This is a genomic window from Streptomyces sp. NPDC051109, assembly GCF_044455885.1.
Taxonomy (GTDB): Bacteria; Actinomycetota; Actinomycetes; order Streptomycetales; family Streptomycetaceae; genus Streptomyces.
In genome coordinates, this window is sequence record NZ_JBITFF010000003.1 from 240,336 (window position 1) to 262,433 (window position 22,098).

General features: G+C 72.4%; 23 protein-coding genes. 13 read left to right on the top strand and 10 right to left on the bottom strand.

Features of this window, described 5'->3' with window-relative positions; translation table 11 throughout:
* Position 1: 1 nt before the first annotated feature.
* The 3 genes from ACIBAD_RS06890 to ACIBAD_RS06900 are packed head-to-tail and all read right to left on the bottom strand — an operon-like array spanning position 2 to position 2,942.
* Positions 2–1,279 carry an AAA family ATPase gene (locus tag ACIBAD_RS06890; protein ID WP_134071683.1) on the bottom strand — a complete coding sequence of 426 codons (1,278 nt, stop codon included), beginning with the start codon at positions 1,277–1,279 and terminating at the stop codon, positions 2–4.
* Positions 1,280–1,286: 7 nt separating this feature from the next.
* Positions 1,287–1,988, bottom strand: coding sequence for a Flp pilus assembly protein CpaB (cpaB, locus tag ACIBAD_RS06895; RefSeq protein WP_134071685.1), 702 nt, complete (start codon positions 1,986–1,988; stop codon positions 1,287–1,289).
* Positions 1,989–2,027: 39 nt separating this feature from the next.
* Positions 2,028–2,942, bottom strand: a complete 915-nt coding sequence (locus tag ACIBAD_RS06900) for a hypothetical protein (protein WP_398905031.1) — start codon at positions 2,940–2,942, stop codon at positions 2,028–2,030.
* Positions 2,943–3,323: 381 nt separating this feature from the next.
* On the opposite strand from ACIBAD_RS06900, the gene ACIBAD_RS06905 reads away from it, so the two are divergent.
* Both ACIBAD_RS06905 and ACIBAD_RS06910 read left to right on the top strand, forming a co-directional pair.
* On the top strand, positions 3,324–5,018 hold the full coding sequence (locus tag ACIBAD_RS06905) for a glycosyl hydrolase family 18 protein (RefSeq protein WP_134071687.1): 1,695 nt from the start codon (positions 3,324–3,326) through the stop codon (positions 5,016–5,018).
* Between the two features lie 154 nt (positions 5,019–5,172).
* A complete protein-coding gene (locus tag ACIBAD_RS06910) occupies positions 5,173–6,510 on the top strand; it encodes a M14 family metallopeptidase (protein WP_398905033.1) in 1,338 nt (445 codons plus the stop codon).
* Between the two features lie 61 nt (positions 6,511–6,571).
* On the opposite strand, the gene ACIBAD_RS06915 is transcribed toward ACIBAD_RS06910, so the two are convergent.
* A complete protein-coding gene (locus ACIBAD_RS06915) occupies positions 6,572–6,982 on the bottom strand; it encodes a RidA family protein (protein ID WP_398905035.1) in 411 nt (136 codons plus the stop codon).
* A complete protein-coding gene (locus ACIBAD_RS06920) occupies positions 6,979–7,752 on the bottom strand; it encodes an IclR family transcriptional regulator (RefSeq protein ID WP_398905037.1) in 774 nt (257 codons plus the stop codon). Before ACIBAD_RS06920 ends, ACIBAD_RS06915 begins: the two co-directional genes overlap by 4 nt.
* Positions 7,753–7,928: 176 nt before the next feature.
* On the opposite strand from ACIBAD_RS06920, the gene ACIBAD_RS06925 reads away from it, so the two are divergent.
* From ACIBAD_RS06925 to ACIBAD_RS06935, 3 genes are read left to right on the top strand one after another with little or no spacing between them, the layout of a single operon-like run.
* Positions 7,929–9,209 carry an amino acid deaminase gene (locus ACIBAD_RS06925; protein ID WP_134071695.1) on the top strand — a complete coding sequence of 427 codons (1,281 nt, stop codon included), beginning with the start codon at positions 7,929–7,931 and terminating at the stop codon, positions 9,207–9,209.
* A gap of 13 nt (positions 9,210–9,222) precedes the next feature.
* On the top strand, positions 9,223–10,794 hold the full coding sequence (locus tag ACIBAD_RS06930; protein WP_398905041.1) for an amidohydrolase family protein: 1,572 nt from the start codon (positions 9,223–9,225) through the stop codon (positions 10,792–10,794).
* Positions 10,795–10,846: 52 nt separating this feature from the next.
* Positions 10,847–11,857: a YdcF family protein gene (locus tag ACIBAD_RS06935; protein WP_134071699.1), complete on the top strand. Its 1,011-nt coding sequence runs from the start codon at positions 10,847–10,849 to the stop codon at positions 11,855–11,857.
* Positions 11,858–11,877: 20 nt separating this feature from the next.
* Here the strand turns inward: ACIBAD_RS06935 and ACIBAD_RS06940 are convergent, their stop codons facing one another.
* Positions 11,878–12,447, bottom strand: a complete 570-nt coding sequence (locus tag ACIBAD_RS06940) for a GNAT family N-acetyltransferase (protein WP_398905043.1) — start codon at positions 12,445–12,447, stop codon at positions 11,878–11,880.
* 93 nt (positions 12,448–12,540) lie between these two features.
* On the opposite strand from ACIBAD_RS06940, the gene ACIBAD_RS06945 reads away from it, so the two are divergent.
* Positions 12,541–12,726 carry a hypothetical protein gene (locus ACIBAD_RS06945; RefSeq protein ID WP_030159484.1) on the top strand — a complete coding sequence of 62 codons (186 nt, stop codon included), beginning with the start codon at positions 12,541–12,543 and terminating at the stop codon, positions 12,724–12,726.
* A 153-nt stretch (positions 12,727–12,879) separates the two neighbouring features.
* On the opposite strand, the gene ACIBAD_RS06950 is transcribed toward ACIBAD_RS06945, so the two are convergent.
* Complete coding sequence (locus ACIBAD_RS06950) at positions 12,880–13,446, bottom strand: hypothetical protein (protein ID WP_398905046.1); 567 nt, start codon at positions 13,444–13,446, stop codon at positions 12,880–12,882.
* Positions 13,447–13,565: 119 nt separating this feature from the next.
* Here ACIBAD_RS06950 and ACIBAD_RS06955 point away from each other — a divergent pair, with 119 nt between their 5' ends.
* Positions 13,566–14,012 carry a nitroreductase family deazaflavin-dependent oxidoreductase gene (locus ACIBAD_RS06955; protein ID WP_134071705.1) on the top strand — a complete coding sequence of 149 codons (447 nt, stop codon included), beginning with the start codon at positions 13,566–13,568 and terminating at the stop codon, positions 14,010–14,012.
* A 25-nt stretch (positions 14,013–14,037) separates the two neighbouring features.
* Here the strand turns inward: ACIBAD_RS06955 and ACIBAD_RS06960 are convergent, their stop codons facing one another.
* Both ACIBAD_RS06960 and ACIBAD_RS06965 read right to left on the bottom strand, forming a co-directional pair.
* Positions 14,038–14,514 (bottom strand): macro domain-containing protein, encoded by a 477-nt coding sequence (locus ACIBAD_RS06960; RefSeq protein WP_398905048.1) that lies wholly within the window; start codon positions 14,512–14,514, stop codon positions 14,038–14,040.
* A gap of 64 nt (positions 14,515–14,578) precedes the next feature.
* Positions 14,579–14,806 (bottom strand): hypothetical protein, encoded by a 228-nt coding sequence (locus ACIBAD_RS06965; RefSeq protein WP_398905050.1) that lies wholly within the window; start codon positions 14,804–14,806, stop codon positions 14,579–14,581.
* Between the two features lie 353 nt (positions 14,807–15,159).
* On the opposite strand from ACIBAD_RS06965, the gene ACIBAD_RS06970 reads away from it, so the two are divergent.
* Together ACIBAD_RS06970 and ACIBAD_RS06975 are read left to right on the top strand one after the other, a co-directional pair.
* Positions 15,160–16,371, top strand: coding sequence for a pyridoxal phosphate-dependent aminotransferase (locus ACIBAD_RS06970; protein WP_398905052.1), 1,212 nt, complete (start codon positions 15,160–15,162; stop codon positions 16,369–16,371).
* A 79-nt stretch (positions 16,372–16,450) separates the two neighbouring features.
* Positions 16,451–16,864, top strand: coding sequence for a hypothetical protein (locus tag ACIBAD_RS06975; protein WP_398905054.1), 414 nt, complete (start codon positions 16,451–16,453; stop codon positions 16,862–16,864).
* An 84-nt stretch (positions 16,865–16,948) separates the two neighbouring features.
* Here ACIBAD_RS06975 and ACIBAD_RS06980 read toward each other — a convergent pair whose 3' ends face one another.
* Positions 16,949–17,374 (bottom strand): hypothetical protein, encoded by a 426-nt coding sequence (locus ACIBAD_RS06980; protein ID WP_398905056.1) that lies wholly within the window; start codon positions 17,372–17,374, stop codon positions 16,949–16,951.
* Positions 17,375–17,517: 143 nt separating this feature from the next.
* On the opposite strand from ACIBAD_RS06980, the gene ACIBAD_RS06985 reads away from it, so the two are divergent.
* Genes ACIBAD_RS06985 through ACIBAD_RS07000 form a run of 4 tightly spaced genes read left to right on the top strand, consistent with a single transcriptional unit; the run spans position 17,518 to position 22,051 of the window.
* Positions 17,518–18,606, top strand: a complete 1,089-nt coding sequence (locus ACIBAD_RS06985; protein ID WP_398905059.1) for a hypothetical protein — start codon at positions 17,518–17,520, stop codon at positions 18,604–18,606.
* A gap of 13 nt (positions 18,607–18,619) precedes the next feature.
* Positions 18,620–19,807, top strand: coding sequence for a toxic anion resistance protein (locus ACIBAD_RS06990; RefSeq protein WP_134071720.1), 1,188 nt, complete (start codon positions 18,620–18,622; stop codon positions 19,805–19,807).
* Entirely contained in the window at positions 19,804–21,438 is a 1,635-nt protein-coding gene (locus ACIBAD_RS06995) for a substrate-binding domain-containing protein (protein ID WP_398905061.1), read from the top strand. Before ACIBAD_RS06990 ends, ACIBAD_RS06995 begins: the two co-directional genes overlap by 4 nt.
* Positions 21,425–22,051 carry a hypothetical protein gene (locus tag ACIBAD_RS07000; protein WP_398905063.1) on the top strand — a complete coding sequence of 209 codons (627 nt, stop codon included), beginning with the start codon at positions 21,425–21,427 and terminating at the stop codon, positions 22,049–22,051. The genes ACIBAD_RS06995 and ACIBAD_RS07000 overlap by 14 nt, the downstream gene beginning before the upstream one ends.
* Positions 22,052–22,098: the final 47 nt, after the last annotated feature.

The window sequence follows — 22,098 nt, forward strand, 5'->3', positions numbered from 1 at the left end:
GTCAGCCCTCCCGGCCGCGGCGCAGCCGCGCCACCGGGCCGGCGGCCCGTAGGGCGAGGGCCGCGCCCGGGCTCCCCGCGGCGGCGGCTTCCGGCCCCGCCGCGGACGGCGCCGCCAGCAGGCCGAGTTCGCCCGCCAGGGTCCACAGCGCCTGCTTCACGCTGGAGCGGTTGTCGAGGTCCTGCACCCGGCCCGCGTCCACGACCGCCTGGAGCTCCTTGAAGGCGGCCGGCACCGGGGTGCGGGTGGCCCGGGTCTTCGTGATCTTCTCGATCAGGGAGGGCTGGATCTCCGTGTGCTTGCTCCAGCGGTTGACCACCATCGCGGTGTCCTCCGCCTTGCGGACCTGGAGCCGCTCCCACATCCGGACCAGCCGCTTGGCCGCCCGTACGCAGACCACGTCGGGCGTGGTGACCAGGACGGCCACGTCCGCCATCTCCACCGCCGCCGCGTTGGCCCCGGTCACCTGGGAGCCGCAGTCGATGACGACGAGCTCGTACCGGCTGCGCAGGGCGCCGACGATGTGCCGGGCGGCGCGTTCGTCGACCTCCTCGCCCCGCTCGCCCTCCGCCGGGGCCAGCAGCAGCGCCAGCCCCGTCCGGTCCTCGTACACCGCGTCCTGCAGCACGCGCGGGGAGATGTCGTGGATCCCGGCGAGGTCCGCGATCGAGCGCCGGAACTGCACGTCGAGGTACGAGCCGACGTCGCCGGCCTGGAGGTCCATGTCGACCAGGGCCGTACGCCGTCCCGAGGCCGCCGCGGCCAGCGCGAACTGCACGGCGGTGAAGGTGGTGCCGACACCGCCCTTGGCCCCGGTGACCGTGACCACCCGGCCGCCGGGCCCGGTGAACACGTCGGCCCCCCGGCCCAGGTGGCGGCGTACGCCGACGGACCACTGGGCGGCGGCCTGGACGCGGGCGGCGAGTTCCTCGTACGCGAGCGGCAGCCCGATCACACCCCGCGCGCCCGAGTCCATGGCGGCGGAGAACACCGCCGGTCCGGCGTCCGAGGAGACCAGCACCACGCCCACGGCCGGGAAGCGGAGCGCGACCTCGCGGATGAGGTCGAGCGCGGGCACCGGGCCGATCCGCTCGTGGACGAGGACGACCTCGGGCAGTTCGTCGACGGACTCGGCGGCCAGCCGCCCCAGGGTGTCGAGCAGGGTGGTCGAGTCGGAGACCGGGACGCCCGGCTCGGCGGCCGGGAGCTGGCTGAGGAGGGTGGAGATGTGGCGGGCGGCGTCCGGGTCGCCGGCCGCGGGGAGGATTCGGGTGGTCATCCGGGCCTCACTTGTCCCCGTCGAGGGTGTACGTACGGTCGCCCGGGCCGGGCGCGGAGTCGGTGCCGGGGGCCACCAGGGCCAGCCGTACGTGCTCCGCGAAGGACTCGGCGTACGCGACGCGCTGGGTGTCCTTGGTGTTCAGGGCGAAGGTGATCGGGACCGCCTCGGCGGGGCCCTTCTTGTCGCTGTCCTTGTCGAGGGCGGTGAGTTTGCCGACGTTCAGGACGCGGGCGTTGGCCACGATGATCACCGAGCGGGAGGGTTCGGTGTCCTTGGCGCCCTTGAAGGTGGCGATGATGTTGACCTTGGCCCCGGAGTAGATCTTGCCGGCCACCCCCGTCGCCGCGTCGATCATGATGGCGATCTCCTGCTCCCCCGGCTGGAGCTGCGGTTTGTCCACGAACATGCCGGCTTGGAGCAGGGAGCCCTTGCGCAGGGTGGTGAGCGTGATCTTGTCCTTGAGCTGCCCGAGGTCGGTGACGGCGGTCTCCGACAGCCAGCGCCTCGGGATGGAGACCTCCTCGAACTGGCCCGCCGACAGCGGGCTGTAGGGCGGGACATCGCCCTTGGCCCGGTAGGCCGTGACCTCGGCCCCGACCTTGGAATTGACGTCGCCGATCACCACGAGGACCCCGCCGAACGCCGCGAGGGCGCACAGGACCGACAGGAGCAGCAGGATGACGCCGCGGCGCTGGCGTGAGTTCATGGGCCGTACTACCTCGCCGTTCTTCGATCGATCAGCCGGTCAGTGTCTTGGTCTGGGGGCGCCGGAGAAGGCCGGCGGCGGTGTCCCGTCCGCGGTCCCGGCCGGCGGCGGGGCCGCCAGGGGGGCGGCGCAGAAGGCGCAGCGGTCGCCGATGAGTTCGAGGCCGCACCAGTGGCACTCCTCGCGGCGGACGGAGGCGACCAGCTGGTAGAGCACGGACGGGTCCGGGATGGCGGCGGCGAACTCGACCAGCTTCGCCGTGGCCCACCAGCCGGGCGAGTCGGCCGGGAGCGGGTTCTCCATCACGCCCTGGACCCTCCAGGCGGGGGCGAGTTCGGCCGCCACCCAGTCGGAGGCGAGCTGGCCGCGGGCGAAGGTGAGGTGGGTGGCGTACGCGGGGCCCGGCGGCAGGGCGCCGCCCCCGGCGTGCGCCCCGCCGCCGGAGCCGGTCAGTTTGACCAGGTGCGGGGTCGGGTGGGCCAGTACGGCGAACTGCGCGCCGGGCGACCACGATCGGGCGTGCGCCTTGAGGCTGACCGGGACCCGGTCCAGTTTGGCGACCGAGCCCAGCAGGGCCCCGGCGTGGATGTAGTGGGACAGCAGCCGGGCGGCGGAGGCGATGACTCCGGGACTGAAGTCGCAGACGCTGAGCTGGCGCAGCTGACGCACCAGCAGGGCCGTGGCCAGCGGGGGCAGATCGACGTCGAGGAGGGCGATCCGGTCGGTCTCCAGGATGGCCCGCACGGTGTGCAGCCGTTGGACGGTCGCGGTCGGCAGCCAGGGCGGTACGAAGGCCACGAGGTGGCCGTGGCGCTCCAGCAGGGCGCTCGTCTCGGCGAGGGCGCCCGCGAGGTCGAGCTGCCCGGGCGGGTGCAGGACGACGGCCGGCGGTGTGTGCCGGTCGGGGGCCGGCAGCACCAGATCGGCGCTGGTGACGGCAATGGCGGTCGGCACGCGAATCCCCCTGTTCACCCCGTACGCCCCATACGTCGGCGCCGCCGTCGCGTACGCGCACCCCTGCGCGACCGCAAACGATCGGCGCCCTCCCCCTTGCCCCAGCACCATATCCGCGCCGTCCCCGGCGGGGCAGGGCCTTGGTGATTCCCGTACCGGCAGGCCCGGTCACAGGTGGCGGGAAACCCGGACATCCGGGATCGGACGCCCCATCAATTCAAGCCACATTGCAAAGAGTCTTGACAGGAGGATTGGTCTGGACCAACTTTGGCGCAACGCGGCGACGCGCCGACGGGGTTTCCCCCACCCACGACCCCGGGTGCGTTCGTTCACCCGTTCCACCTCCCCCTCACATCCCCCTTCTCCCCCCACGGAGACCACGTGAACCGCATACGCTCGCTCGCCCTGCTGGGCGCCGCCACCCTGACCGCCGGCGGCCTGACCGCCCTCGCCACCGGCACCGCGCAGGCCGCCGACGTCAACGTCGCCCGCAACGGGGGCTTCGAGTCCGGGCTGGCAAACTGGACCTGCACCTCCGGGAGCGGCGCCGTCGTCTCCTCGCCCGTGCACGGCGGGGCCGCCGCCCTCAGGGGCACCCCGGCCGGCCAGGACAACGCGCAGTGCAGTCAGACCGTCACGGTCAAGCCGAACTCGACGTACACGCTCAGCGAGCAGGTGCAGGGCTCGTACGTGTACCTCGGCGTGACCGGGACCGGCACGCAGGACGTGTCCACCTGGACCCCCGGCTCGGGCGGCGGCTGGCAGCAGCTCTCCACCACCTTCACCACGGGAGCGAGCACCACGCAGGTCACGGTGTGGACGCACGGCTGGTACGGACAGCCGGCGTACGTGGTCGACGACTTCAGCGTCTTCGGCCCGGACGGCGGCGGCGGAACCGACCCCGGCCCGTCCGTCCCCGGCGCCCCGGGCGGGACCTCCGTTTCCGGCCAGAGCGCGAACGGGCTCAGCCTTTCGTGGAACGCGGTCAGCGGGGCGAGCGGCTATTACGTCTATCAGGACGGAGTCCGCGTCAAGACCGTGTCCGGCTCCCCCGCCCAGATCACCGGGCTCGCCGCCGCCACCTCGTACTCCTTCCAGGTGAGCGCGTACAACGCGGCGGGCGAGGGCCCGAGGTCGGCGGCGGTGACCGGCACGACGACCGGCGGCGGCAACCCGAACCCGAACCCCTCGGTCCCCAAGCACGCGCTGACCGGCTACTGGCAGAACTTCAACAACGGCGCGACCGTCCAGAAGATCTCCGACGTCCCGGCCCAGTACGACATCATCGCGGTCTCCTTCGCCGACGCCACGACCACGCCCGGGGCCATCGCCTTCAACCTCGACTCGGCCGGACTCGGCGGCTACACCGTCTCCCAGTTCAAGGCGGACATCGCCGCGAAGAAAGCGGCCGGCAAGTCCGTCATCCTCTCCATCGGCGGCGAGAAGGGCACCATCTCGGTGAGCGACTCGACCTCCGCCGCCAATCTGGCGAACTCGGCGTACGCGCTGATGCAGGAGTACGGCTTCAGCGGGATCGACATCGACCTGGAGAACGGCCTCAACCCGACCTACATGACGCAGGCGCTGCGCTCGCTGTCCGCCAAGGCCGGCTCCTCGCTCGTCATCACGATGGCCCCGCAGACCATCGACATGCAGTCGACGGCGGGCGGCTACTTCAAGACGGCGCTGAACATCAAGGACATCCTGACGGTCGTCAACATGCAGTACTACAACAGCGGCTCGATGAACGGCTGCGACGGCAAGGTCTACTCGCAGGGCTCGGTGGACTTCCTCACCGCGCTGGCCTGCATCCAGCTGGAGGGCGGGCTCGACCCCTCGCAGGTGGGCATCGGCGTACCGGCCTCGCCGAGCGGCGCGGGCAGCGGCTACGTCTCCCCGACCATCGTGAACAACGCCCTGGACTGCCTGGCCAGGGGCACGAACTGCGGGTCCTTCAAGCCGTCGAAGACCTACCCGGGGCTGCGCGGCGCGATGACCTGGTCGACCAACTGGGACGCCAAGGCGGGTAGCGCTTGGTCCAACTCGGTGGGTCCGAAGGTTCACGCGCTGCCTTAGGCGGTACGTGTGGGGGTGGCCGTCCCGGCGGGTGGCCCGGCGGGACGCCACCCCGGCGGATCTGGCCGGAATGGAGTCCTTGACCGGGACATGCCAGAAGAGCACGCTGTGCGCGTCCGCACGGCTACCCCCACACTCCCACCCAGGAGAACGCATGCGGCTCCACACACGACGCAGGGCCGCCGTCACGGCGGCCCTGCTCGCTCTGGCGCTCGGCGCGCCCGCCTACGGCATGAGCGCGACGGCGGCCCCGCCACCCACCCCCTCGACAGCCACCCAGGACGAGGCGATCGTCCAGTACGAGGTCAAGGGCCCGGCCACCGCCGCCGAGCGAACGGCCCTGCTCCGTACGGGCGTCTCGATCGACGAGGTCGACGCCCGTTCGGTCGTCGTCAGCGCCGACCCCCAGCAGGCCAAGGAGCTGCGGGCGCTCGGCTACCGGCTGACCGCCCTGCCCGGCCCGCCGGACCGCTCGGAGCGGGGGGTCGCGGCGAGCCCGATGGACTTCCCGTCCAAGGACTCGATGTACCACAACTACGCCGAGGCCAACACGGAGATCGACCAGCGCGTCGCCCAGTACCCCTCGATCATGAGCAAGAAGGTGATCGGGAAGTCGTACCAGGGCCGGGACATCGTCGCCATCAAGATCAGCGACAACGTCGCGACCGACGAGAACGAGCCCGAGGTGCTCTTCACGCACCACCAGCACGCCCGTGAGCACCTGACCGTCGAGATGGCGCTCTACCTGCTCAAGGAATTCGGCTCCAAGTACGGCACCGACTCGCGGATCACCAACATGGTCAACGGCCGTGAGATCTGGATCGTGCCGGACCTCAACCCGGACGGCGGCGAGTACGACATCGCGACCGGCTCGTACCGCTCCTGGCGCAAGAACCGGCAGCCGAACTCGGGCTCCTCGTACGTCGGTACCGACGAGAACCGGAACTGGAACTACAAGTGGGGCTGCTGCGGCGGCTCCAGCGGCAGCAAGAGCTCCGAGACCTACCGCGGCGCGGCCGGCGAGTCGGCGCCCGAGGTGAAGGTGGTCGCGGACTTCGTCCGCAGCCGCGTGGTCGGCGGCAAGCAGCAGATCACCGCCGCCATCGACTTCCACACGTACAGCGAGCTGGTGCTGTGGCCGTTCGGCTGGACGTACAACGACACCGCGCCGGGCCTGACGGCCGACGACCTCGCCGTCTACAAGACCATCGGCACGAGCATGGCCAACAGCAACGGCTACACGCCGGAGCAGTCGAGCGACCTGTACATCACGGACGGGACGATCGACGACTGGCTGTGGGGCAACCAGAAGATCTTCGCCTACACCTTCGAGATGTACCCGTCCGAGTCGGGCGGCGGGGGCGGCTTCTACCCGCCGGACGAGGTGATCGACCGCGAGACGGCACGCAACCGCGACGCGGTGCTGCAGCTGCTGGAGAACGCGGACTGCATGTACCGCTCGATCGGCAAGCAGGCGCAGTACTGCACGTGATCCGGGACCGGATCGGGGCGCCCCGCCGCCAGGGGGGCGCCCCTTCGCCGCGCCTACGGCCTCAGCCGAGGACGGCGAGGGCGTCGATCTCGATGAGCAGGCCGGCGGGGAGGCCCACGTAGACCGTGGTGCGGGCGGCCGGGGCCTGCTTCAGGCCCTGCCCGTCGAAGTAGGCGTCGTAGAGGGCGTTCATCTCGGCGAAGTGGTCCGTGTCGGTGAGGTAGACGCGGATCATCATCACGTCGTCCCAGCCCGCGCCGCCGGCCTCCAGCACGGAGCGGACGTTCTCCAGCGTCTGGAGGGTCTGCTCGCGCAGGGTCGGCCCGGCGGGGGTCGGCGCCTGGCCGTCCACGTGCGGGAGGAAGCCGACCTGGCCCGCGACCTGGAGGATGTTCCCCTTGCGCACGCCGTGCGAGAAGCGGGCCGGCGGGGTGGTGTGGGTGTCGGGGGTGAGGGCGGTCTTCTCGGTCACGGGGTGCCCTCGTCGTCGTGGGGGGCGTTCGGGGAGCCGGAGTACTCCCGGCTGATGGTGTCGGCGGTGCGCCGGACCAGGGGCAGCAGTTCGAGCAGTTCCGCGGCGGTGACGACCACGCTGGGCGCGGAGACGGACAGTGCGGCGACGGCCCGCCCGTCGGGCCCGCGCACGGGCGCGCCGAGGCAGTTGACGGACTCCTCGTGTCCGCCGAGATCGGTGGCCCAGCCCTGTTCCCGTACCAGGGCCAGCTCGCGCAGGAAGGCCTGCGCGTCGGGGGTGGAGCGGGCGGTGTGGCGGGGGTAGTCGATCCGCTCGGCGAGGCTCGTGCGCTCGGCCTCCGGGAGGTCGGCGAGCAGCAGTTTCGCGACGGCGGCGACGGTGAGGGGGACGGGCCGGCCGATGCGGGAGTACATGCGGACGGGGTAGCGGCTCTCGACCTTGTCGATGTACACGACCTCGTCGTCCTGGTGGAGCGCGAGGTGCACGGTGTGGCCGGTGAGGCGGTTGAGCTCGACGAGATGGGGGTGGGCGACGGTGCGGACGTCGAGGCTCTCCATGGCCTCGGCGGCGAGCGCGAAGAGCTGGGCGCCGAGGCGGTGGCGGCCGTCGGGCTGGCGGTAGACGAACCCGTGCTCGTGCAGGGTGCGCAGCAGCCGCAGGGCGGTGCTCTTGTGGACGCCGAGCTCCTCGGCGACCTCGCCGAGCCCCGCCGGGCCCTTGGCGAGCAGCGGAAGGATCCGCAGCGCCCGCTCCACCGACTGGCTCACGCCGTCTCCCTTCGCCCCGCCGGCGCCGTCACGGCCGGCACCGCCGCCGTCGTCACCGTCGTACCGGAACCCGTACACACGGCCGGGCGTTGACCCCTCGTACGCAGGATGCTAGACAGCAAGCGGCACAACACGCAATGCACGTTGCAGCAGATGCAACGCAAGGAGGAATCCGCATGGGCAGCGACGCAGTCCGACGGCTCGCCGACGAACCGGTCGACCACCGGTTCAAGGGGCTGCCGCCCGACGCCGAGCGGGCGAAGCTCACGGTGGGGCAGCTGGCCGCCGAGAAGCGGGACCTCTACGGCGGCGGGTTCACCACCCCCGTCCTCACGCTCGACGCCGAAGCGCTGGAGCACAACCTCACCGCCCTCGGCACGTACGCCGCCCGCCACGGCCTCGCCTTCGCCCCGCACGGCAAGACCTGCATGGCACCGCAGCTCTTCCGCCGCCAGCTCGACCACGGCGCCTGGGGCATCACCGCCGCCGTCCCCCACCAGGCCCGTGTCTACCGCGCCTTCGGCATCCAGCGGATCTTCCTCGCCAACGAGCTCGTCGACCCGGCGGCGCTGCGCTGGGTGGCCGCCGAGCTCGCCGCAGACCCCGGCTTCCGCTTCGTCTGCTACGTCGACTCCGTCCGCGGGGTCCGGCTCATGGACCGGGCCCTGCAAGGCCAGCCCCGTGCCGTCGACGTCGTCGTCGAGCTCGGGGCCGGCGAGGGCGCCCGTACCGGCGCGCGGACCGACGAGGACTGCCGGGCCGTGGCCGACGCCGTGGCCGAGACCGCCACGCTGCGCCTCGTCGGCATCGCCGGGTACGAGGCCGAGGTCCCCGGCGCCGACCCGGAATCCGTCCACGCGTACCTGCGCCGCCTCACGTCGCTGGCCGTCGAGTTCGACCGGGCCGGCCGGTTCGCCGCCGATCTCGACGAGATCGTCGTCAGCGCCGGCGGCTCCTCCTGGTTCGACGCCGTCGCCGAGGTGTTCGCCGAGCTCCCGGAGCTTTCCCGGCCCGTGCTGCGGCTGCTGCGCTCCGGCGCGTACGTCTCGCACGACCACGGCTGGTACACCCGGCTCACCCCCTTCAACCGGGTCCCGGAGGAGGGCGGCCTGCGCCCCGCCTTCCGGCTCTGGACCCAGGTCGTCTCCCGCCCCTCCCCCGACCAGGCCTTCGTCAACGCCGGCAAGCGCGACATCGCGTACGACCTCGGCCTGCCCGAGGCCGAGCTGGTCCGCGACGCCCTGACCGGCGAGGAGCGCCCGGCCTCCGGCGTCCGCGTGGTCAAACTGTCCGACCAGCACGCCTGGCTGGAGACGGACTCCGCCGAGGACGTGCAGGTCGGCGACTGGGTGGCGCTCGGCATGTCCCACCCGTGCACGATCTTCGAGAAGTGGCCGCTGATCCCGGTCGTCGAGGCCGACGGCACGGTCACCGACTACGTCCGCACCTTCTTCTAGCGGAGCCGCGCCGGTGGACCTGGTCATCCGCGGGGCCCGCGTCGTCGACGGCACGGGCGGGCCCTCGTACACCGCCGACGTGGGGGTGCACGAGGGCCGGATCGCCGAGATCGGCAGGATCCGCTCCGGCGGCCGGCACACCGTCGACGCGCACGGCCTCGCCCTCGCCCCCGGCTTCGTCGACATGCACGCCCACAGCGACCTCGCCCTGCTCCGCGACCCGGACCACAGCGCCAAGGCCGCGCAGGGCGTGACCCTCGAAGTCCTCGGCCAGGACGGGCTCTCGTACGCCCCCGTCGACGACCGCACCCTCGCCGAGGTGCGGGCGGCCATCACCGGCTGGAACGGGGCGGGCGAGGACGTCGAGTTCGACTGGCGGGACGTGGGCGGGTACCTGGACCGGCTCGACCGCACCGGCATCGCCGTCAACGCCGCGTACCTCGTCCCGCAGGGCACCGTCCGCGCGTACGCCCTCGGCTGGGGCGACCGGCCCGCGACCCCCGCCGAGCTCGACCGGATGCGGACGCTCGTCGCCGAGGGCCTCGCCCAGGGCGCGGTCGGCATGTCGTCGGGGCTCACCTACACCCCCGGCATGTACGCGTCCGGCTCCGAACTGACCGGGCTGTGCAGGGTGGTGGCCTCGTACGGCGGCTACTACTGCCCGCACCACCGCTCGTACGGGCGCGGCGCGCTCGGCGCGTACGCCGAGATGGTCGCCCTGGCCCGGGAGGCCGGCTGCGCGCTGCACCTGGCGCACGCCACCATGAACTTCGCGGAGAACGAGGGCCGGGCGGGCGAGCTGCTCACCCTCTTGGACGAGGCCCTCGCCGCCGGAGCCGACATCAGCCTCGACTCGTACCCGTACACGCCCGGCTGCACCACCCTCGTGGCGCTGCTGCCCGGTTGGGCGAACGAGGGCGGGCCGGAGGCCGTTCTCGCCCGGCTGCGCGACGACTCCGAGGCCGAGCGGATCCGGCACGCGCTGGAGGTGACCGGGGCGGACGGCTGCCACGGCGTTCCGGTCGACTGGACGACGATCGAGATCGCGGGGACGGCGGACCCTGCGCTCGGGGCGTACGTGGGCACGCGCCTGCGGGACTGGGAGACGGCCCGGCGGCTGCTGCTGGCGGACCGGCTGGGGCCGACGGTCCTCCAGCACGTGGGGCACGAGGAGAACGTCCGGGCGATCATGCGCCACCGGGCCCACACCGGCGGCTCCGACGGCATCCTCCAGGGCGCGAAACCGCATCCGCGGGCGTACGGGACCTTCCCGCACTACCTGGGCCACTACGTGCGCGAGCTCGGGGTGCTCTCGCTGGAGGAGTGCGTGGCCCATCTGGCGGGCCGTCCGGCGGCCCGACTGCGGCTGCCCGACCGGGGGTTGGTGCGCACCGGGTACCGGGCCGACCTCGTGCTCTTCGATCCCGGGACGGTCGCGGCCGGGTCCACGTACGAGAACCCGCGGGTGCTGCCGACCGGCATCCCGCACGTGTGGATCGACGGGCGGTTCGTGGTGCGGGACGGGCGCAGGACGGACGTCCTGGCGGGGCGGTCGGTCCGCAGGACGCCGTACAGGGGCCGTTGAGGGGCCGTCGGGGCCGGCCGGGGGAGCGCCGGGTCCGCCTACGATGGGCGGCATGCTCGCCTTCGTCCCCGCCGTGCTGTTCTTCGTCCTCTTCTGCGTGAGTGTGCGGGAGGACCGCCGGCGCTTCCGGAACGCGGTCCTGCTGGGCCTCACCCTCATATGCGGGTCGATCGGCCTGCTGTTCCAGATACCTGAGCTGCCGTCACCACTGGACGCGATCGCGGTGCTGCTGGTGCTGGTCGTGCCGACTGTCGGCACGCTCGTCCTCGGCGGCTACCTGATCCGCAACGGCCTGACGATGGTCCGCAAGGAGGGCCGCAGGCCGACCAATCTGCTCTCCATGGCGGCCGGGCTGGGCATCTTCGCGCTGATCGCGCTGGTCTTCGGCGTGGCGGGCCGCGGCTCCCGGGTCGTGGACACGATGGTGGCGGGCCTGGTCATGCTCGTCGGCTACGTCTCCTTCCTCTTCCTCTGCTTCCTGGCGTACGCCTTCCTGTACGGGCGGATCACGGTGCGCGGCGACGTCGACTACGTGGTGGTGCTGGGCGCCGGGCTCATCTGCGGCGAGCGGGTGTCCCCGCTGCTCGCCTCCCGGTTGGAGAAGGGCCGGCAGATCCACGCCGCCCAGGTGGCCCGCGGCGGCCGGATTCCCCTGCTGCTGGTCTCGGGCGGGCAGGGGTCGGACGAGAAGCTCTCGGAGGCGCGGGCGATGGCCGACTGGCTGATCGCGCGGGGCGTCCCGGAGGAGCGGATACGGCTGGAGGACCGCTCGCGCACGACGAGTGAGAACCTCGCGTTCAGCCGCACGATCATGGCCGACGCGGACCCCGGCTACCGGTGCGTGGTCGTCACCAACAACTTCCACGCGTTCCGGGCCGCGATGACGGCCCGCACGGCAGGCGTCAACGGCCAGGTGCTCGGCTCCCCGACCGCCACGTACTTCTGGCCGAGCGCCACCCTCCGCGAGTTCGTCGCGGTGTTCTGGGAGCACCGGACGGTGAACCTGAGCATCTGCGCGGCCATAGCCGCCGTGACGGCGCTGGCGGCCGTCGCCTTGGCGTAGCCGGCGGGACGGGACCGCCGTCAGATACCGCGCTCGCGCACGTGCAGGTGCCCGTCGGCGGGATGGGCGGGCGGCTGCGCGGCCAGGACCCCGGCCAGCGCGTACCCGCACTTGTGCGCGACGCGGCACGACGCCGGGTTGTCCGCCTGGTGCAGGAGCTCCAGGCGCGCCAGCCCGTGGCCGCCGAAGCGGGCGAAGGCCCAGTCGGTCAGCGTCCGCAGAGCGCGCGACGCCACGTCCCGGCCGCGCGCGGGGGCCGCGGTCCAGTAGCCGACCTCGGCGGACGCGGCGCCGGGGAGGGCGCCCTTGAGGACCACCTGACCCAGCACCCGCCCCTCCTCCCCGTCCGCCCCGGACTCCACGACGGCGAAGGCGAAGCGGTCGCCCGTTTCCCATCCCCGCTGCTGGTCCCGGACCCACTGCGCCGCGCTCGCCTCGTCGTGGACGGCGGCGCTCGCCCAGCGGCGCAGGGCGGCGTCCCGGTACACCGCGACCACGTCGCCGGTGTCGGCCGGCCGCCATGGACGCAGCAGGAGGGCCGGAGCGGTCGGCGTGGCGGCGGCCTCCAGGCGGGAGGTGATCTTGTCCATGGCGGGAGGGTACGGGTCCGAGGTGCGTTCATGGCGCCGTCGCCGGACGATGAGGGAACCGGGGGGACACCGCGTTTTTGAGGAGGGATCCCGATGGACAGTGAATCGGGCCAGCAGCCCAATCGGCCGGCCAAGCTCTTCAGCGGCGGGGAGCGGCCGTACGACCCTGAGGACCTCGTGATGGTGCAAGGGATGGAGCCGACTCCGGAGCGGCTCGAAAAGGCGCGCCAGCTGATCGAGAAGGAAGGCCCGCAGGTCATCGAGCGATACCTGCCCTAGGGAGGTCGTCACCGCAGCGTCGGCCGGACGGGACTTTGACGACAACGACCCGAGCAGGGCTGTGGCGCGGCACGAAAGCTGCCGGCGGCCCCCGGCCGGGGGCGGGTCCCCGGGCTGGGGGCGGCTCCCCGGCCGGGGGCCGCACGCGTGCCGCTACGGGGCGCTGGCCGTGGCGGTGGCAGACCCGGCTGCGGAGGCTGCGTGCAGGCTCCACCAGACCGAGCCGAGCAGCAGCGCTCCCGGGAGGATCCCCGCTGTCACGGCGATGGCCGCCGGGGAGGAGCCGAGGGCGGCCAGCACCAGGCCCGCGGCGCCGCAGGCGGACATCGCGGCGGCGAGCCGGTTCAGTGAGGGCATCCGCCAGACGGCCGCGAGCCCGAAGAAGTGCAGCCCGACCACGAGCGCGATCCAGGCGACCACCGCGTCCGGGGCGTCCAGCGGGCCGTTGATGACGAGGATTCCGGCCGCTGCGGCGACCACTTCGGCGCCCACGACGTATCCGTAGCGCCGGCCGAAGTACGGCCGCGCCTTCGCGGCCCCGGCCGAGGCCGGCCCGTGCGCGGGGCTGCGGCGCACCCCGCGCAGCACGGCCAGGAAGCCGATCAGCGCGAGCACCCGCAAGGGGATGCCGGCGGCTTCCGGCAGGGCGGCCGCGTTCACCTGGATGAAGGCCAGCCCGAATGTCGCGCCGATGATGCGGCCGGTCTTTTCCCTTGTCATGGCCACAGTCTCCGTCATGGTGATCATGAGGCGCAAAGCGCGCGCTTCCGGCCGACCGCATCCAGAATCGGTGAAGGATCGTTAAGCCGCGCGGGGGGTCTGATTCCGGAGGCACCGCCATGCAGACGATCACCATCGACTGGGACCACCCCACCGACCCCTGCCAGAGCCGCGAACGCGAGCACGTACAGGACTACGTGACCACCGGCGGACTCGACGGCCACCTGTGGCACGGGGTCCCCACGCTCCTGCTCACCACGTTCGACCGCGTCACGGGCCGGACCTCCCGGACCCCGCTGATCTACGCCGAGGACGCGGGGCGCCACATCGTGCTCGCGGCCCACTGGGGCGCCGCGGAGCACCCGGTCTGGTACCGGAACCTGACCGCCCACCCGGAGGTCCGCCTCCAGGTCGGCGCGGCCGTCTTCCGGGCCACGGCCCGCACGGCCTGCCCGGCGGAGCGCGAGGTCTACTGGCCGGCGATGACGGCCCTGTGGCCCCTCTTCGACGACTACCAGGCGTCCGCCTCGCCCCGCGAGATCCCCCTGGTGATCCTCACCCCGTAGCGCCGGCGGCGCCCCCCGCGAGCGCTCAGGCGTGGTCGTAGACGGTCACGGCCACGTCCCGGGCGCACAGGGCCTCGGTGATCAGCGGTTCGACGCGGGACCACTTCCCGCCGGCCAGGCCGCAGCCGATGCGGGGCATGTGGACCGAGGCCCCCAGCGCGAGCGCGTGCCCGCCGAGTGCCACCAGGCAGCGCCCCAGCGCGTCGTAGCGGATCGGCGGGCCGCCGCTGCCCGTGCGTATGCCGCGCTGGGCGACCATGTTGGCCACCCAGGTGTCCGGCCGTACTGGGACCAGCTGGACCGCGCCGAGGCCGAAGTCGTTGCCGCTGCGGCGCCGGTGCCAGGCCCGGAACTCCTTCTCGGGCTCGGGCCAGCGCTTCGAGAGCGCCAGCACGAAGCCCCTGCCCCAACCGCCGATGTCGTTGCAGACGTGCCCGATGATCTTCGGGCCCTTGGCCTGCGGGCTGGTCGCGTCCCCGGCCGTGATGTGAAGTCGCTCCACGTCCCGCCCCCTTTCCCCGTCCACGACCCTACGGGCGGCCACTGACAACGGCACCGGCCGTCGGTCACAGGTACTCCCGGGCGAATTCCATCGCCCATTCCACCGCCGCGACCGGGACGCTCCCCGACAGGGGGTCGATGGTCAGCCGGGCGGCCTCCCAGCCCTGGTCGTGCTCGCGGTGGATCGCGAAGTGCACCCCCTCCGCACCCGCGGCGCCCTCACCGCTCCGCGGCGCGACCAGGAACTCGATCGCCCGGTCGTCCCCGTCCGTGCCCACCGTGGTGATCGCCATGTCGCCGACCGTGAATTCCACCGCTCCGCCCCGCCCTCTCGCGCCTCCGACCACCCGTCGAAGGCAAGCCTGCGCAGCGGCGCAGGGCGACACATGAGTACGCGCACTCATGCCCGTACTCAGGCCCCGTAACGCGCCCCCGTCCGCACACCCCGACGTGACGAGTGCAACACCACCGGTCCGGCGCCACCTGGGGTCCACCCATTCCGCAGGTCGCGGCGGCGGAGCGGCCGCCGTTTCCAAGGGCGGACCCGGTCCGCCACCGTCCCATCATGCGAAACGGGACATATCCCTTCGACGGTCCCTCCCCGAATACCTCGGCGGACCGGCCGCCCGGCCCGTAAGCTCCCGTCATGCAGGTGATCCAGTCAACGAAACTCGCCAACGTCTGCTACGAGATCCGCGGGCCCGTGCTCGAAGAGGCCATGCGGCTCGAAGCAGCAGGTCATCGCATCCTCAAGCTGAACACCGGCAACCCCGCGGCCTTCGGCTTCGAGTGCCCGCCGGAGATCCTCGAGGACATGCTCCGCAACCTGGGCAACGCCCACGGGTACGGGGACGCGAAGGGGCTGCTCTCCGCGCGCCGCGCGGTCATGCAGCACTACCAGACCAAGGGCATCGAGCTGGACGTCGAGGACGTCTACCTCGGCAACGGCGTCTCCGAGCTGATCCAGATGTCGATGCAGGCGCTGCTCGACGACGGCGACGAGGTGCTGGTCCCGGCGCCGGACTACCCCCTCTGGACCGCCTCCGTCAGCCTGGCCGGCGGCACCGCCGTGCACTACCGCTGCGACGAGCAGTCCGACTGGATGCCGGACCTCGCCGACATCGAGCGCAAGGTCACCGACCGCACCCGCGCGATCGTGATCATCAACCCGAACAACCCGACTGGCGCCGTCTACGACGACGAGATGCTGCGCGGGCTGACGGACATCGCGCGCCGCCACAACCTGATCGTCTGCTCCGACGAGATCTACGACCGGATCCTCTACGACGGCGCCACGCACACCAACACGGCCGCCATCGCGCCCGACCTGCTGACCCTCACGTTCAACGGGCTGTCCAAGAACTACCGCGTCGCCGGCTACCGGGCCGGCTGGATGGCGGTCTGCGGCCCCAAGAAGCACGCCTCGTCGTACATCGAGGGCCTGACGATCCTGGCCAACATGCGGCTGTGCGCGAACATGCCCTCGCAGCACGCCGTCGCGACCGCCCTCGGCGGCCGGCAGTCGATCAACGACCTGGTCCTCCCGGGCGGACGGCTGCTGGAGCAGCGCGACACCGCGTACGACCTGCTGACGCAGATCCCCGGCATCAGCTGCGTGAAGCCCAAGGGCGCGCTGTACCTGTTCCCGAAGCTGGACCCGGCCGTCTACAAGATCAAGGACGACCGCCAGATGGTCCTCGACCTGCTGCGGGCCGAGAAGATCATGGTGGTTCACGGCACGGGCTTCAACTGGTCCGAGCCGGACCACTTCCGCATCGTGACGCTGCCGAACGCCAAGGATCTGGCGGACGCGGTGACCCGGATCGGGAGCTTCCTGGACGGGTACGGCCAGCATTAGGCACTCGATACCGGATCCAGCACAACTTTAGAACCAATCCAATGTAGGATGGCCTCCTGACCAAGCAGGAGGCCTCCTCATGTACGAGCCGATCCGTACGAAGTCGGTCGTCCACCGCGTGGGCGGCCACCACTCCGACAGCCACTCGGGATATCCGCACAGCAGCCGCGGCGAGGCGCTGGACATCCAGCTCGCCGGGCACCTGGCGGCCCTGCTCGCCGTCACGGACGAGCTCGGCCTCGACGGCGCCGCCACGCGGATCGCCGCGCAGGTGGCACGTCTGCGCGGCTCCGATCCGGCGCGGGCCGCACGCGCCGACGTCGCGGATGCCGCCGAACTCCTCGCCCTGCACCAGCGGGCCCATGACCTCGCCGGCCGCGCGCTGGTCGTCGCCGCGTCGCGCGCCGACACCACCGTCGCGATCCTCGCCGCCGAGCGCATGGACGCGCATGCCGCTGCCCTGGCCTCGCGGGACCTGGCCGGCAGCCTCTGATCGGCCCCGGTCCGGGGCCGCGGAGGCTCCGGACCGGGTGCCACCGCCCTGGCCGGGCCGGGCGCGGGCCCGGTCACGGCCGAATCATCCGGCGGGGGCGGATGCGAACTCGGCAGCCGCGACCCCGCACCAGGGGGTCGCCCCCGCCGGCCAGACGGGGCCCAGGGCTTCCGCGTGTTCCGTCGCGGACGGTGCCACCCCCGGGAGTCTCACCAGGGCCTGGGCCGGTCGGGCCGCCGGGTCCGGGGTCGCCCTCTCGCGGAACTCGACCGTCACCACGTACGCGCCCGTGCCCTCGGCGCGGCCCGATACCTCCACCGCCGCCACCACGCGGCGGCTGCCCGGGTCGATCCGGCAGCCGGTGACCCGTACGTCCTCCACCGCCGGCCGCGGCGGTGCCGCGCCCGGCTCGCCGCTGGCCCACACGTACAGGCCCAGCGGGGCGAACACCAGCAGGCCGGCCAGGACCGTCAGGCCCACCGCCCAGCCCTGCCACTTCAACGCGCTCACGCCCATGGGACGATCCTCCCGGCCTGCCGCCCCGCCTGCCAGCACCGGCCGATCCACACAGCATTTCGAAGTGGGACCGCCTGGACACCTGACGTTCATTCGACCTCACGCGGAATGTGGGTTTCCGCGAGCACGCTGCACCCGTGAGACGCGTCCTGGGAATCGCCCTGGCGATCCTCCTCCTCGGCGGCGTGGCCGCCGTCGCGATCCTCGGAGGAGGGGATCCCCCGCCCACGGCACCGAAGACCGTGGTGAAAGGCGTCATCGGATCCGAGAAGTCCGAATACTTCCGCGACCCCGACGTCGTCAAAGCCCTGGCCGACAAGGGCTACACCGTGAAGACCGAAACGTCCGGCTCCTGGGCGATGGACCAACTCGCCCTCAAGGAGTTCGACTTCGCCTTCCCCGGCAGCAGCGAGCCCGCCCCGGAGATCGAGGCCGCGGCCGGCGTGAAGGGCGCCCAGACCACCAAGCCCTTCTTCTCCCCGCTCGTGGTCGTCGCCCGCTCCGACGCCGCCAAGATCCTCGCCGGCAACGGCCTCGCCAAGATGACCGGCAAGAACTCCGGGACCCTCCTGATGGGCCCCTACCTCAAGGCCGCCGACGAGAAGCGCAACTGGCAGCAGCTGTCCGGCTCCGCCGCCTTCGCCGAGTTGACCGGCACCGTGTTCATCAAGACCACCGATCCCGCGACGTCCAACTCCGGGGCGCTGTTCCTGGCCGCCACCTCGAACGTCGCCAACGGCAACAACGTGGTCTCCGACCAGGCCGGTATCGACCGCACCGCGCCCCTGATGCAGAAGCTGATCTCCGTCCAGGGCGCCCTGGAGCCGAGCACCGACGACCCCTTCCGGGCGTTCATCTCCGGCAGCGGCGAACCGCTGATCCTGGCGTACGAGTCCCAAGTGGCCGCCCTGCTCCGGCAGAAGCCGGAAACAGGGGCCGCCGACAACATGGTCGTGCTCTACCCGGACACCACGGTCAACTCCCCGCACACCTTCGTGCCGATCAGCGAGAAGGCCAAGGAGCTCGGCTCCCTCCTCGCCAACGACCCGAAGCTGCGCGAACTGGCCGTCCGGCACGGGTTCCGGCCGCAGAACGGCGTGCCCGAGTTCACCGCGGCGACCGCCGCGCACGCCGCGTACCTCAACCCGGAGCTGACCGGCATCCGCCAGGTCAGCGCACCGACCGTCGAGATCCTCACGGCGCTCGCCGCGTGCGCCAAGGGCTAGGGGGAGCACGCACATGACCCTGACACCACCGCAGGACGGCCCGCTCGTCCTCACCGCCCCCGAGCCCGTCGCCGCCGTACGGCGGGAGCAGGCCTCGGGCCTGGTCCCGCTCCAGGACGGGGTGCGCGAGGAGATGGCCCGCCGGGCCGGGGAGTACGTCGGCTCGCTCGCCGGGATCGACACCCGCTCCCCCGAGTTCGCCGGCCGCATCGGGGAGATATCCGGGCTCGGCTCCGGCGAGATCCGCAGCGCCGCCGGGCAGTCCAACCGGATGCTCGACCGGGCCGTACGGTCGCTGGGCGCGGACGGGGGCGGCGACGCCCAGGCCCGCGTCGCGGGCTCCCTCGTCGAACTGCGCCGCACCGTCGAGGACCTCGACCCGCGGGACACGCCCGCCAAGGGGGCCCGCAGGCTGCTCGCGAAGCTGCCCGGCGGCAACAGGTTCCGCGACCACGTGGCCAAGTACGCCTCCTCGCAGACCACGCTCGACACCATCGTGGGCGCGCTGCGCAGAGGCCAGGACGAGCTGCGCCGCGACAACGCGGCCCTGCACACCGAACGGGCCCGCCTGTGGGAGACCATGGGCAAGCTCCAGGAGTACGCCGTCCTCACCGAGGCCCTCGACGCGGCCGTGGAGCAGCGGATCGCCGAGACGGGGCACACGGACCCGGCGTCGGCCGACGCGATGCGCGCCGACCTGCTCTTCCCGGTCCGGCAGAAGCACCAGGACCTGTTGACCCAGCTGGCGGTGTGCGCCCAGGGCTACCTGGCGATGGACGTGGTCCGGCGCAACAACGAGGAGCTGATCAAGGGCGTCGACCGGGCCGCCACCACCACCGTGTCCGCGCTGCGGATCGCCGTGATGCTGGCCTCGGCCCTCGACAGCCAGCGCAAGGTGATCGAGCAGGTCGACGCCCTGAAGGGCACCACCGAGGAACTGATCCGGGGCAACGCGGACATGCTGTCCACGCAGAGCGGCGAGATCCAGCGGATCGCGGCCGACCCGGCGGTGGGTGCGGAGACGCTGCGTGCGGCCTTCGCGCAGATCTACCGGACGCTGGACGCGATCGACACGTTCAAGGCGCAGGCCACGCGGAACATGGCCGCCACCGTCGAGTCGCTGACCGGGGAGCTCCGGACCGCCTCGGCGTACCTGGACCGTACGCGTACCTCCGGTGTCCTGGAAGGCGGTGCCCGATGAGCGGCCGTGGTATCGGCGGCGTGCGCACCGCGTTGGTGCGCAGGCGGCTCGCGGCGGCGGTCGCGCTCGCCGCGACCCTGCTCGGGGCCCCGGCCTGCACTTCGGGCGGTCCGGATCCGGCGAAGCCGACCCAGTCGAAGTGCCAGGAGGGCAAGCTGCGCGTGCTGGCCTCCAGTGAACTGGCCGACATGGAGCCGGTGCTGAAGGCGGCGAAGGCGGCCACCGGGGTCGGTGTCGAGCTCACCTGGTCCGGCACCCTGGACGCGGCCGAGCAGGTCGCCTCCGGGAAGGCCGACGGCACGTACGACGCGATCTGGCTGTCGTCCAACGACTACCTGCGGCTGCGCCCCGAGGCCGCCGGAAAGCTCAGCAGCGAGACGCCGGTGATGTCCTCGCCGGTCGCGCTGGGCGTACGGGCGGAGGCGCTGGCCCGGCTCGGCTGGAAGCCGGAGGAGGTGACCTGGTCGGCGGTGCACGAGGCGGTCGCCGCCGGGAAGCTGACGTACGGGATGACCGATCCGGTGCGCTCCAACTCCGGGTTCTCCGCGCTGGTCTCGGTGGCCTCCGGGCTGTCGGGCGCGCAGGCGGCGCTGACCGACGCGGACGTGCAGACGGCGCGGCCCAAGCTGAAGGAGTTCTTCGCCGGGCAGAGGCTGACCTCGGGCTCCTCCGGCTGGCTGGCCACCGCGTACGCCAAGCGCGGGGACGTGGACGCGCTGGTGAACTACGAGTCCGTGCTGCTGTCCATGAACCGGGACGCGAAGACGGGTCTGACGGTGATCCGGCCGCGCGACGGGGTGGTCACCGCCCACTACCCGCTGACCCTGCTGACCTCGGCCCCGGCCGGGGCCCGCGAGTCGGGTCGGGCCCTGACCGACTACCTCAGCGGCGCCGAGGCGCAGCAGGCGATCACCGAGAAGACGTTCCGCCGGCCGGTGGCGGCCGGGGTGCGGCCCGCGGCCGGGCTGAACGCGGACAAGCGGCGCGAGCTGCCGTTCCCGGGCACCCGGTCGGTCGCGGACGGGCTGCTGGCCTCGTACGAGAACGAGCTGCGCCGGCCCTCCCGGACGGTGTACGTACTGGACACCTCGGGCTCGATGGCCGAGGAGGACCGCATCGGGCGGCTGCGGTCGGCGCTCACCGAGCTGACGGGGACGGGTGGTTCGGGGACCGGGCAGCGGTTCCGGGACCGCGAGGAGGTGACGCTGCTGCCCTTCGGCGACAAGGTGAAGAAGGTGCTGACGCACGTCGTCGAGCCGGGCGATCCCGGGCCCGCGCTGAACGCGATCCGGGGCGATGTGAAGGCGCTCCAGCCGGAGGGGGGTACGGCGGTGTACGGCAGTCTGAAGGCCGCGTACGAGCACCTGGGCGAGGGCAACGCGGACGCGTTCACCTCGATCGTGCTGATGACGGACGGGCAGAGCGGCGACAAGGCGAAGGACTTCGACTCCTTCTACGCCGGGCTGCCGGACGCGCAGAAGCACACGCCGGTCTTCGCGGTGCTCTTCGGTGCCTCGGACCGCAAGGAGCTCACCCACGTCACCGAACTGACCGGCGGGCGGGTCTTCGACGCCACCGGCGGCAGCGGTTCGCTGGACGGGGCCTTCGAGGAGATCCGTGGCTACCAGTAGGTCCGCCGCCGCCGGGAGGGTGCTCGCCTACCTGGAGTCGGGGAAGAACCTGGCGGGCGGCGCCTGCGGGCTGGCCGGGCTGGGCCTGACCGTCACCGGGGCGGCGGGGACGTACTGGCCGGTGGTCGTGGCCGGGCTGTACGGCGCGGGCGCGCTGATCGCCCCGCCGGAGCGGCCGGCGCCGCCCGGGCCCCGGGGGCCCTCGCAGCAGCTGGACGACGTTCGGGAGCGGTTCGGCCGGCTGCGGGAATACGTGGCCGAGGTGGACCTGCCGGATCCGGCCGACGGCCGGCTCGCGGAGCTGATGGAGGTGTACGGGGCGCTGCTGGAGCCGGGGTGGGTGGCCGATGTGCTGGCCGCCGGTCCGGAGTCGGTGCACGCGCTGTCGCGGGCGATCGAGCTGGACGTGCCGGAGTGCGTGGACACGTACCACCGCACGCGCTGGTGGACCCGCCTCACGCCGGGCGGGGAGTCGCCGGAGCGCCACATGGAGCGGCAGCTGTCGCTGCTGTACGAGGAGGCGGAACGCCTGACGGCGGACCTCCGCGAAGCAGAGGCCCGCCGTCAGCAGACGCACACGACCTACCTGGAGGAGCGCGGACAACACTCCTGACAGGGATTCGGCCGGTGCTGCGGTGGGAACCGCTTGGTCGGGGGCTC

Excerpts from the sequence above, each read along its gene's own strand:
- ACIBAD_RS06890 (WP_134071683.1), bottom strand. The coding sequence starts at position 1,279 with ATGACCACCCGAATCCTCCCCGCGGCCGGCGACCCGGACGCCGCCCGC.
- cpaB (WP_134071685.1), bottom strand. The coding sequence starts at position 1,988 with ATGAACTCACGCCAGCGCCGCGGCGTCATCCTGCTGCTCCTGTCGGTC.
- ACIBAD_RS06910 (WP_398905033.1), top strand. The coding sequence starts at position 5,173 with ATGCGGCTCCACACACGACGCAGGGCCGCCGTCACGGCGGCCCTGCTC.
- ACIBAD_RS06925 (WP_134071695.1), top strand. The coding sequence starts at position 7,929 with ATGGGCAGCGACGCAGTCCGACGGCTCGCCGACGAACCGGTCGACCAC.
- ACIBAD_RS06935 (WP_134071699.1), top strand. The coding sequence starts at position 10,847 with ATGCTCGCCTTCGTCCCCGCCGTGCTGTTCTTCGTCCTCTTCTGCGTG.
- ACIBAD_RS06940 (WP_398905043.1), bottom strand. The coding sequence starts at position 12,447 with ATGGACAAGATCACCTCCCGCCTGGAGGCCGCCGCCACGCCGACCGCT.
- ACIBAD_RS06945 (WP_030159484.1), top strand. The coding sequence starts at position 12,541 with ATGGACAGTGAATCGGGCCAGCAGCCCAATCGGCCGGCCAAGCTCTTC.
- ACIBAD_RS06950 (WP_398905046.1), bottom strand. The coding sequence starts at position 13,446 with ATGACAAGGGAAAAGACCGGCCGCATCATCGGCGCGACATTCGGGCTG.
- ACIBAD_RS06955 (WP_134071705.1), top strand. The coding sequence starts at position 13,566 with ATGCAGACGATCACCATCGACTGGGACCACCCCACCGACCCCTGCCAG.
- ACIBAD_RS06965 (WP_398905050.1), bottom strand. The coding sequence starts at position 14,806 with ATGGCGATCACCACGGTGGGCACGGACGGGGACGACCGGGCGATCGAG.
- ACIBAD_RS06970 (WP_398905052.1), top strand. The coding sequence starts at position 15,160 with ATGCAGGTGATCCAGTCAACGAAACTCGCCAACGTCTGCTACGAGATC.
- ACIBAD_RS06975 (WP_398905054.1), top strand. The coding sequence starts at position 16,451 with ATGTACGAGCCGATCCGTACGAAGTCGGTCGTCCACCGCGTGGGCGGC.
- ACIBAD_RS06990 (WP_134071720.1), top strand. The coding sequence starts at position 18,620 with ATGACCCTGACACCACCGCAGGACGGCCCGCTCGTCCTCACCGCCCCC.
- ACIBAD_RS06995 (WP_398905061.1), top strand. The coding sequence starts at position 19,804 with ATGAGCGGCCGTGGTATCGGCGGCGTGCGCACCGCGTTGGTGCGCAGG.